Source organism: Phycisphaerae bacterium (assembly GCA_018003015.1).
Lineage (GTDB): Bacteria > Planctomycetota > Phycisphaerae > UBA1845 > PWPN01 > JAGNEZ01.
This window is the reverse complement of the sequence record JAGNEZ010000123.1, coordinates 1-8,174: the sequence shown is the minus strand read 5'-3', so window position 1 is coordinate 8,174 and position 8,174 is coordinate 1. Positions and strand designations below refer to the sequence as shown.

Annotated in this window: 5 protein-coding genes and 1 pseudogene; 4 read left to right on the top strand and 2 right to left on the bottom strand. The window is 61.2% G+C overall.

Annotated elements, in window-relative coordinates:
• Positions 1-929: 929 nt before the first annotated feature.
• A complete protein-coding gene (gene crtI / locus KA354_24755) occupies positions 930-2,417 on the bottom strand; it encodes a phytoene desaturase (GenBank protein ID MBP7937863.1) in 1,488 nt (495 codons plus the stop codon).
• A gap of 44 nt (positions 2,418-2,461) precedes the next feature.
• Complete coding sequence (locus tag KA354_24750; protein ID MBP7937862.1) at positions 2,462-3,838, bottom strand: aldehyde dehydrogenase; 1,377 nt, start codon at positions 3,836-3,838, stop codon at positions 2,462-2,464.
• 111 nt (positions 3,839-3,949) lie between these two features.
• On the opposite strand from KA354_24750, the gene crtI (KA354_24745) reads away from it, so the two are divergent.
• The 4 genes and pseudogenes from crtI (KA354_24745) (at position 3,950) to KA354_24730 (ending at position 7,669) form a co-directional block, all read left to right on the top strand.
• A complete protein-coding gene (gene crtI, locus KA354_24745) occupies positions 3,950-5,434 on the top strand; it encodes a phytoene desaturase (protein MBP7937861.1) in 1,485 nt (494 codons plus the stop codon).
• Between the two features lie 26 nt (positions 5,435-5,460).
• Positions 5,461-6,498: a glycosyltransferase gene (locus KA354_24740; GenBank protein ID MBP7937860.1), complete on the top strand. Its 1,038-nt coding sequence runs from the start codon at positions 5,461-5,463 to the stop codon at positions 6,496-6,498.
• Entirely contained in the window at positions 6,488-6,988 is a 501-nt protein-coding gene (locus KA354_24735; protein MBP7937859.1) for a glycosyl-4,4'-diaponeurosporenoate acyltransferase, read from the top strand. The genes KA354_24740 and KA354_24735 overlap by 11 nt, the downstream gene beginning before the upstream one ends.
• A 576-nt stretch (positions 6,989-7,564) precedes the next feature.
• Positions 7,565-7,669 (top strand): annotated as a pseudogene (locus tag KA354_24730) (thrombospondin type 3 repeat-containing protein).
• Positions 7,670-8,174: the final 505 nt, after the last annotated feature.

Below are 8,174 nucleotides of genomic sequence, written 5' to 3'. Positions count from 1 at the left end.
GCCATCGGCAGACTCCTTTCGCAAGAGACTCTCGCCGCTCCATACGGCGTACTTGCGAAAGGTATACACGATGCCTATCCATCGCGCCAGACCTCCCAGCTTACCTATCTATGCGCGCTGGCCCTGGCAAGCTCCCCTGCCCATCTGCTGAACAGAAGAAGCACATGTTAACGTTTACAGCTTGGCACTGCAAGTAGCTCTCTGTTTTTTTCTAAGAGAGGGTCTTTACAGCCTAGGTGATTGGAATAGGGTGGGCTGCAGAGTCCTGCTCCTCGGCGAACACTTTTTGAAGCAGAAAACGGGAGAAAACGAAACGGGGAGACGGGGGTAAACGGGACAGGTCCGTTTGTTTTGAACGCCCGTTTTCCGCCGAACCGTCCTCCTCCCGCTTGCGCAGCCGACCGCGAGAATGATCGACGCCGCGATGCATCTGGCTCTCACCCGTCCTATCCCCGCCGTCCGGTCATTATACACCCCCGCAACCGCGTCATCTCCCCCGGACGCCTCTTTTCCGCGTTGCGGTGCCTTGGCGGGTCAGTCCATTTTCTTCTGGCTGAAAGCTGATTGCTGAACGCGAACAACAAGACCTGCGCCCACGGATCACGCTGATCCGGAAGCCGGGGAACCCGAGAAGCATGATCTCCAAGCGAGTGTGATCCGCCGACTGCCATGGGCATGTCCGCTGAACGCAAGCAGAACATCGTATAGGAGAAGAACGTCATGACTCGTCTCTCCAGTACTCCTTCGCATGATTCACTGCGGCCGGCCTTCTCAGACAATCCAGCCCTTCCCCAACCGTTGAGGGGAATCCTCGCTGGCGCATTAGACCAGGGTGCAACGGATATCCACATTGACACATGGGGAGACCGCGCCACCGTTCGACACCGGATCGACGGCGTACCTCGGGAATTGAAGCCGCTCGACGCTGATTACGCTTGCCGCCCCAGGTCGTCCAGCAACAGCTTCGAGCTGATGCGGGCCGACTCGAAGATGACGGGCAAGCCGCTGCCGGGGTGCGTACCGCCGCCTACGAGGTACAGGCGGTCGAAATCCTCGAAGCGGTTTCGGGGTCGCAGGTGCAACATCTGTCCGAGATTATGGGCCAGGTTGAAGGTCGCCCCGCGGTAGATACCAGGCTGATGCTCCCAGTCGACGGGTGTGATGATGCGCTCGAACCGAATCCGCCGCTCGACGTCGTTCAGGCCGAGCTTGGCGAGCTGGCGCAGCGCGACCTGCCGATACCGATCTCGCTCCTTCGTCCAGTCGACGTTGGAATGCTGATGCGTTACCGGGACGAGCACGTAGAGCGCGCTATGCTCCGGCGGGGCCATCGTGTCGTCGGTGAAGCAGGTGTTGGCCACGTAGAACGACGGGGCATCCGAAAGCACGTGAAGCCGTTCGATCTCGTCGAGATTCTGCCGATAATTTGGTGCGATGTAGATGTTATGGTGGGCCAACTGGTCATACCGGCCTTCGATGCCGAGGTAGAGCATGAAAGTGGAGCAGGAGTATCGCTTTCGGGCAATGGTCGCGTCGGTCCACTTGTGGCGAAGTCGGTTGGGCACCAGTGTCGTCATTGCGTGGCCGAAATCGGCATTGACAACAACAGCGTCGCCTCGAATCTCTCCCTTTGCGGTGCGTACGCCGACGGCGCGGCGCCCTTCGAACAGAATCTGCTCGACAGCTTCGTTGAGCCGTATGGTTGCACCCAACTGGGCCGCGATCCTCGCCATGGCGCTGGTCAGCGCGTTGCAGCCGCCAATTGGATGCCAGATGCCGTGCTCGTACTCGAGGAAAGAGAGGATCGAGAACAGGCTTGGGCACTGGAATGGCGACATGCCCAGGTATTTTGACTGAAATGTGAACGCCAGTTGCAGTCGCGGGTCGTGGAAGTAGCCGGCCAGTTCAGCGTGGAGCGACTTCCAGGGCTTCAAGTAGGGTAGCACGGCGAGGAGACGTGTCTGCAGCAGGCTCGTCCAGCCGAGGAACGGGGATTGAAGGCACGGGGCGAATTTCTCCAGCTTCACTCGGTTATCTACCATGAATTGGCGAAATCGCGGCGCGTCCTCCGGAGAGATCTTGGCAATCTCGGTTACCATTGCCTCGACGTCGGGCCTGCAGGTCAATTCACCGCCTTCGCCGAAGATCAGCCGGTATTGGGGGTCGAGTTTGCACATTGGCACCTCGCGGTGCAGATCGTGCCCGACCGCCGCGAATATTTCTTCCAGAATCTGTGGGTAAAGAAAGAATGTCGGCCCGAGGTCAAAGCGATACCCGTCGCCCTCGATGGCCGACGTCCGGCCGCCGACGCGAGGCTCGCGTTCGACTATCGTCACCTTAAGACCGGCATGAGCGAGCAGCATGGCCGCGGCCAGCCCGCCTGGTCCAGCCCCAATGATCAAGACGTGTTCCGACATGACGTTTTCTATAGGCGAAAAACGCTCAACCCGCAAGCTCCGCGTCACATGAAGAAGCGGTAGATTCGCTTGAGGGTGGCCAACGTGAATCGTGGGGGCGGATAACGCAGCTTCGGATCAAAGGCGAGTGAACGGCGCAGCACAGAGCGTCGGTGCGAGAAACACTCGAAACTCGCCCTGCCGTGGTAGGCTCCCATACCGCTTTCGCCCAGACCGCCGAAAGGCAGGTTGTGGCCGACGATGTGCGACACCGTGTCGTTGATGCAGACGCCACCCGACCGCGTTCCCGCGAGCACGCGATCCTGTATCGCGCGGTTCCTGGTGAACAGGTAGAGGGCCAGCGGCGTCGATCGGTCGCGAAGAGATGTCAGTACCTCGTCCAGGGCGGTGAACTCCAGTATCGGCAGGATCGGACCGAAGATCTCCTCCTGCATGACTGGGGCGTCCATCGCCACATCGGTCAGAACCGTGGGTGCGATGTACAAGTCGCCGCCATCGTGTTCCCCGCCGCAGAGGACTCGACCACTACCGAGATAGCCGATGAGTCGGTCGAAGTGCCTGCGGTTCACGATGCGGCTGTAGTTCGGGTTGTTTCGCGGGTCGTCGCCGTAGAACTCGCGCAGCACCCGTTTCATCGAATCGACGAGTTTATCGCTGACGTGTCGATCCACGAGAACATGGTCCGGCGCAACGCAGGTCTGACCGGCATTCATGAACTTGCCCCAGACGATGCGACGAGCGACCGTCTCAAGCGGCGCATCTGCGCAGACAAGGCACGGACACTTGCCGCCCAGCTCAAGGGTCACGGGGGTGAGATGCCGTGCAGCGGCGGCCATCACCGCGCGACCCACGCTGGTGCTGCCGGTGAAGAACACCGTGTCCCACTTTTCTCGGAGCAGCGCCTCGGCGACATCGCGCTGACCTTGGACAATGGCGATGTATTTGTCGGGAAACACGGTCCCGATGAGTCGTGCCATCGCGGCTGCGGTCTGGGGTGCGAATTCGGAGGGCTTCAGAACGACACAGTTCCCGGCGGCAATCGCGCCGACCAACGGGGCCAGCAGCAACTGGAAGGGGTAGTTCCACGGTCCGATGATCAGAGCCACGCCGTACGGTTCGGGGCAAATCAAGCCGCGCGCCGGCCAGGTGAGCAGCGAGCTTCGGCGGCGCTGCGGCTTGGCCCAGGACAGCAGGTTGTGCAGGGCATGACGGATCTCACCCAACACGAGGCCGATTTCCGTCGCGTAGGCCTCGTGCGGCGACTTGCGCAAATCGCGGTGTAACGCGCTGATCAGGGCCTCTTCGCCGGATTCGATTGCACTGTAAAGATTCTGTAGCTGACCGAGGCGAAAGCCCAGCGAACGGGTCGCCCCCGTCTGGAAGTAAGCACGTTGCCGGGTGATGAGTGAGGTGAAATCCATTGCCAATCTGGTAAAGTGTCGGCGATGACCTGTGGGCTCGTCAAGTGGTGATTCGGAAACGGGCGATCCGGTCGTCTTTAGCCCTTTTGCAGGCGGCAGAGGAGCGGATGCATGAGCAAGAATGTCCGCGTCATCGGTGCGGGCCTGGGCGGCTTGTCGGCGGCCATTGCCCTCGCACAGGAAGGTTACGCCGTCACGATCCACGAGAAGAACGCGAAGATCGGTGGGAAGCTTAATGTCCTCAAGGAGCGGGGATACAGTTTCGACCTCGGTCCGTCCATCCTGACGTTACCGCACATCTTCGCCCGTCTGTTCGAGAGGTCGGGCAAGAAGATGAGTGCTTACATCCCGATCCGCCCGTTGCGCCCCCATTGGCGGAACTTCTTCGAGGACGGGACGGCCGTGGATCTCTATCCCGAGCCCGATCGCATGGCGGCGGAGGCCCGCAAAGTCGGGGAAGACCCCGAAAACGTGCACCGGTTCCTGAAGTACGCCTCCAACCTCTACGATCTCGTCAATGCTGGCTACTTCGAGCAAGGTCTTGACACTGCGAGGGACTTCTCGCGATTCTACGGACTCAGGAAGTTCCCGCAGTTCGACCTTCTTCGCACCATGCACGGCGGGGTGAGGAGATTCCTGAAGACGCGGCACATGCAGGACACATTCGACTACTTCATCAAGTATGTCGGCTCGTCGGCATATCACGCGCCCGCCTTCATGAATTGCCTGCCGACGATCCAGTTCCGGTACGATCTCTGGTATGTGGACGGCGGTCTGTACAACATCGCCCTGGGTCTCCAGTCCCTGTTGGACGACCTCGGCATCACCGTCTGCCTGAGAAGTGAGGTCACCGAGATCCGCAAGGAGAGCGGCCGTGTCACCGGCATCGTTGTTGCGGGTGGCCAGTTCCATCCTGCCGACATCGTGGTCTCGAACATGGAAGTCATTCCGGCCTACGAGCGGCTGCTCGGCGAAGGCAAGGTGTTCATGCGGAGTCTGGCGCGATTCGAGCCGGCCTGCTCCGGCCTGGTGTTGGAGCTTGGCTTGGATACCCAGTACCCCCAGCTTGCGCACCACAATTTCTTCTTTTCGGGCAACCAGCGAGAGCATTTTCACACCGTCTTCCGCAGACGCCAACTGCCGCCGGATCCCACGATCTATCTCGTTGCCGCGTCGAGGACCGACCCGACGGTCGCGCCGCCCGGCTGCGACTGCCTGAAGATTCTGCCGCACATCCCCCATGTTGATGACGCGAATCCGCTCACGCGTGAGGCCTATCTGAGGTTCAAGGAACGGGTCATTGACAAACTGGAGCGGATGGGGCTGCAGGGCCTGCGCCGACACGTGGTCTTCGAGCATTGCTGGACGCCGCTTGACATTCGCGAGCAGTACTACTCCAACAAAGGGGCAATCTACGGTGTTGTTGCCGACCGCTTCAGGAATCTCGCCTTCAAAGCACCGAAGCAAAGCACGAGATATCCGAATCTGTTCTTCGTCGGCGGCTCGGTGAACCCTGGTGGCGGCATGCCCATGGTGGTCCTGTGCGGTCTCAACGTTGCGCGCAAGGTGGTTGAATGGGATCGGCAACGACCTTGAGCTTGGTCGTATTGAGCCTTTGGCTTGTGGGTTTCATCGTGCTCGGTCGACTGCTGGGCCGGCGAGCAGCTGCGCTGGCGCCGAGCAAGACGCTCGATCCCGTGATTGCCGAGGCGCTGTCCGTCATCATTCCCGCCCGAAACGAAGAACGCAACCTACCAACTCTGCTCCGCTCGCTCGCTTCTCAATCGGTGCAGCCGCGTGAGATCGTCGTGGTGGACGACGGCTCGACGGACCGCACTGCTCAGGTGGCATGCCAGCTTGGCGCGAGGGTGGTGTCCTCGGAACCGTTGCCGGACGGCTGGCGCGGCAAGACCTGGGCCTGTTGGCAGGGCGCGCGAGTGGCCTCCGGCGAGCTTCTGCTGTTCTTGGATGCTGACACGTGGTTTGAGACAGATGGGCTTCTGTACATTCTGAACAGCCGCGTGGATAACGTGTTGTCAGTGGGTCCGTATCACGCCGTTCGCAGGCCCTACGAGCAGCTTTCAGCGTTCTTCAATCTCCTGATGACCGCCGGCACAGGCGCATTCAGGCTGTTGGGCGGCGAGCCGAACGGCCTGTTCGGCCAAGTGCTCCTGGTCGGCCGGGACGACTACCAGCGTGTCCATGGACACGAAGCAGTCAAGGGGCGCATCCTGGAGAACTTCTACCTGGCAGAACGGTTTCGTGAACACGGCGTAGGCCTGCGCTGCGTTATCGGCAAAGGCGCGGCGGCCTTCCGTATGTACCCCGATGGCCTTGGCCAGTTGATCGAAGGTTGGACGAAGAGCTTCGCCTCAGGCGCTGCCCAGACATCAAGAGTGCTGCTGCTGCTCATCGTCCTGTGGATGGTAGGCATGGGGCTCTGTCCGTACCTATTGACGCGGGGGTGGACCGGCCTCTCGATGTACTCGCTGTACGCGGCACAACTCTACCTGCTGCTGCGTCAGATCGGCGATTTCCGCTGGTACACGGCGGTGTTCTACCCGGTGCCTTTGGCCTTCTACTTCGTGGTATTCACGTTGTCGATGCTGCGCTCGCGCAGACAGGTGACCTGGAAAGGGCGGACAATCCGTGCCCATTGAGTTGCCGGCAAGGTGGGTTGTCGTTCTGAATGTGGGTGGTTGGCTGGTGCTGCAACTCGCCCTTGCCTGGGCGTTTACGCAAATGCCAGCGAGGTGGTTCCGCCCCGTTCCGCCCAGTGCATGGGAGAATGGCGGTCGATTCTACGAGCGTTTCGTTGCCGTCCGGCGATGGAAAGGCCTACTGCCCGATGGGGCGCGCTGGTTTGCGGGCGGGTTCGGCAAAGCGACATTAGTTGGCGTCAACCCAGAATACCTGCAACGGTTCCTTCGCGAGACGCGTCGAGGGGAGCTTTGCCACTGGTTCGCCATTTCTGGCGCCCCGGTCTTCTTCCTCTGGAACCCGTGGTGGGGAGATGTCATCATCATCGCCTACGCGCTGGCCGCCAACCTGCCTTGCATCCTCACCCAACGATACAACCGGACACGTTTGTTTCGGTTGATTGGCCGAGTTCGCCGCCATGCAGGACGGCAGGGCAAGACGATGCTCTGACCGGGTGGTTGTGCCTGCAGCGCGTACTCCGCGCAGGCTTGAACAAGAAGAAGGTCACGCACCCGTGCCGTCGCGGCCAACGCTCGGGGCGTCGGGCCACATGGCATGGCTCGCGAGAACCGGGAGGTGCCATGAACGAACTGCTTGCTCGATGCGGGTATCGCTGCGATTCGTGCCTTGCCTACCGCCCCAACATTGAGGCTGACCCATCGCGTCAACAGATCCTCAGCGACGGCTGGCACCGCCGAACCCAGACGGATTCGAACGGCACGAACAGCACACTATTGACTTTGCCTGCTCTCTTTGCTCCAATGGACTTCGACGGTTTCACCATTCTCGCATCGGCCACGAGAGGAGGGCTGCATGACGTCCAAGTGGGCGATCTTCTCCTCGTGCGTCGTGCTGTTGTCTCTCATCCTTCCTTCCGCCGGTGGGCAGGACCTTCCAGGCAACAACGGCTTTGAGGAAGGCGACTACGGGGGCGGAATGTCCGCGCTTCAGATCCTCGGCGCAACGAGCATTCGCGGCTGGCTTGCCACCCGCGGGACGGCAGGGGCCATGGCCCAGCTCGTTGTCGATTCGGACGGGGACGGGATCGACGATCGGGACGACAACTGCCCCGGCACCTGCAACCCCGACCAGGCCGACGGCGACGGTGACGGCGTGGGCGACGCGTGTGACGCCCCGTTCATCAGAGGCGTAGTGTCTCAAAGATGGCATCAGGTGGCTGGCCGCTTCGACATCCCGCTTTCACTGGACTGCCTGGCCACGGTGACCGAATGCCGGCTGGGAACGCCGCTGGAGTTGGTGGTCACATTCTCGAAGCCGGTGATGCCGGCCGACGGCATACTTGACGATGAGGTATCGGTGTCAGGTGGCTGGGCCCTGGCCAGCCTGGACGAGGCTGGGCTCACGATTCAGGTTATGAATGTGGAGGACGCGTCATGTCTTTGGCTCCGGCTAACCGGCCTGGTCGACAACGACGGCCGTCCGCCGGAGGGATCGAGCGAATGGTGCTTTTCCGTTCTGGCCGGCGACGTGAACAGCGACGGGAGAGTCAACCCCCCAGTTGCATAAAAGCCAGCACGAAGGTGCCGAATTGCACGGCCCGGCCGGGCGAATCGTGCCCGGCGGCCGTTGCTCCCGGAGTTCACCGGCGGTGAGGTTCGCGAACCGCAGGGCTATA

What these genes read in the sequence shown, in the direction of transcription:
- KA354_24750 (MBP7937862.1), bottom strand. Translation starts at nt 3,838, where the DNA reads ATGGATTTCACCTCACTCATCACCCGGCAACGTGCTTACTTCCAGACG.
- crtI (MBP7937863.1), bottom strand. Translation starts at nt 2,417, where the DNA reads ATGTCGGAACACGTCTTGATCATTGGGGCTGGACCAGGCGGGCTGGCC.
- crtI (MBP7937861.1), top strand. Translation starts at nt 3,950, where the DNA reads ATGAGCAAGAATGTCCGCGTCATCGGTGCGGGCCTGGGCGGCTTGTCG.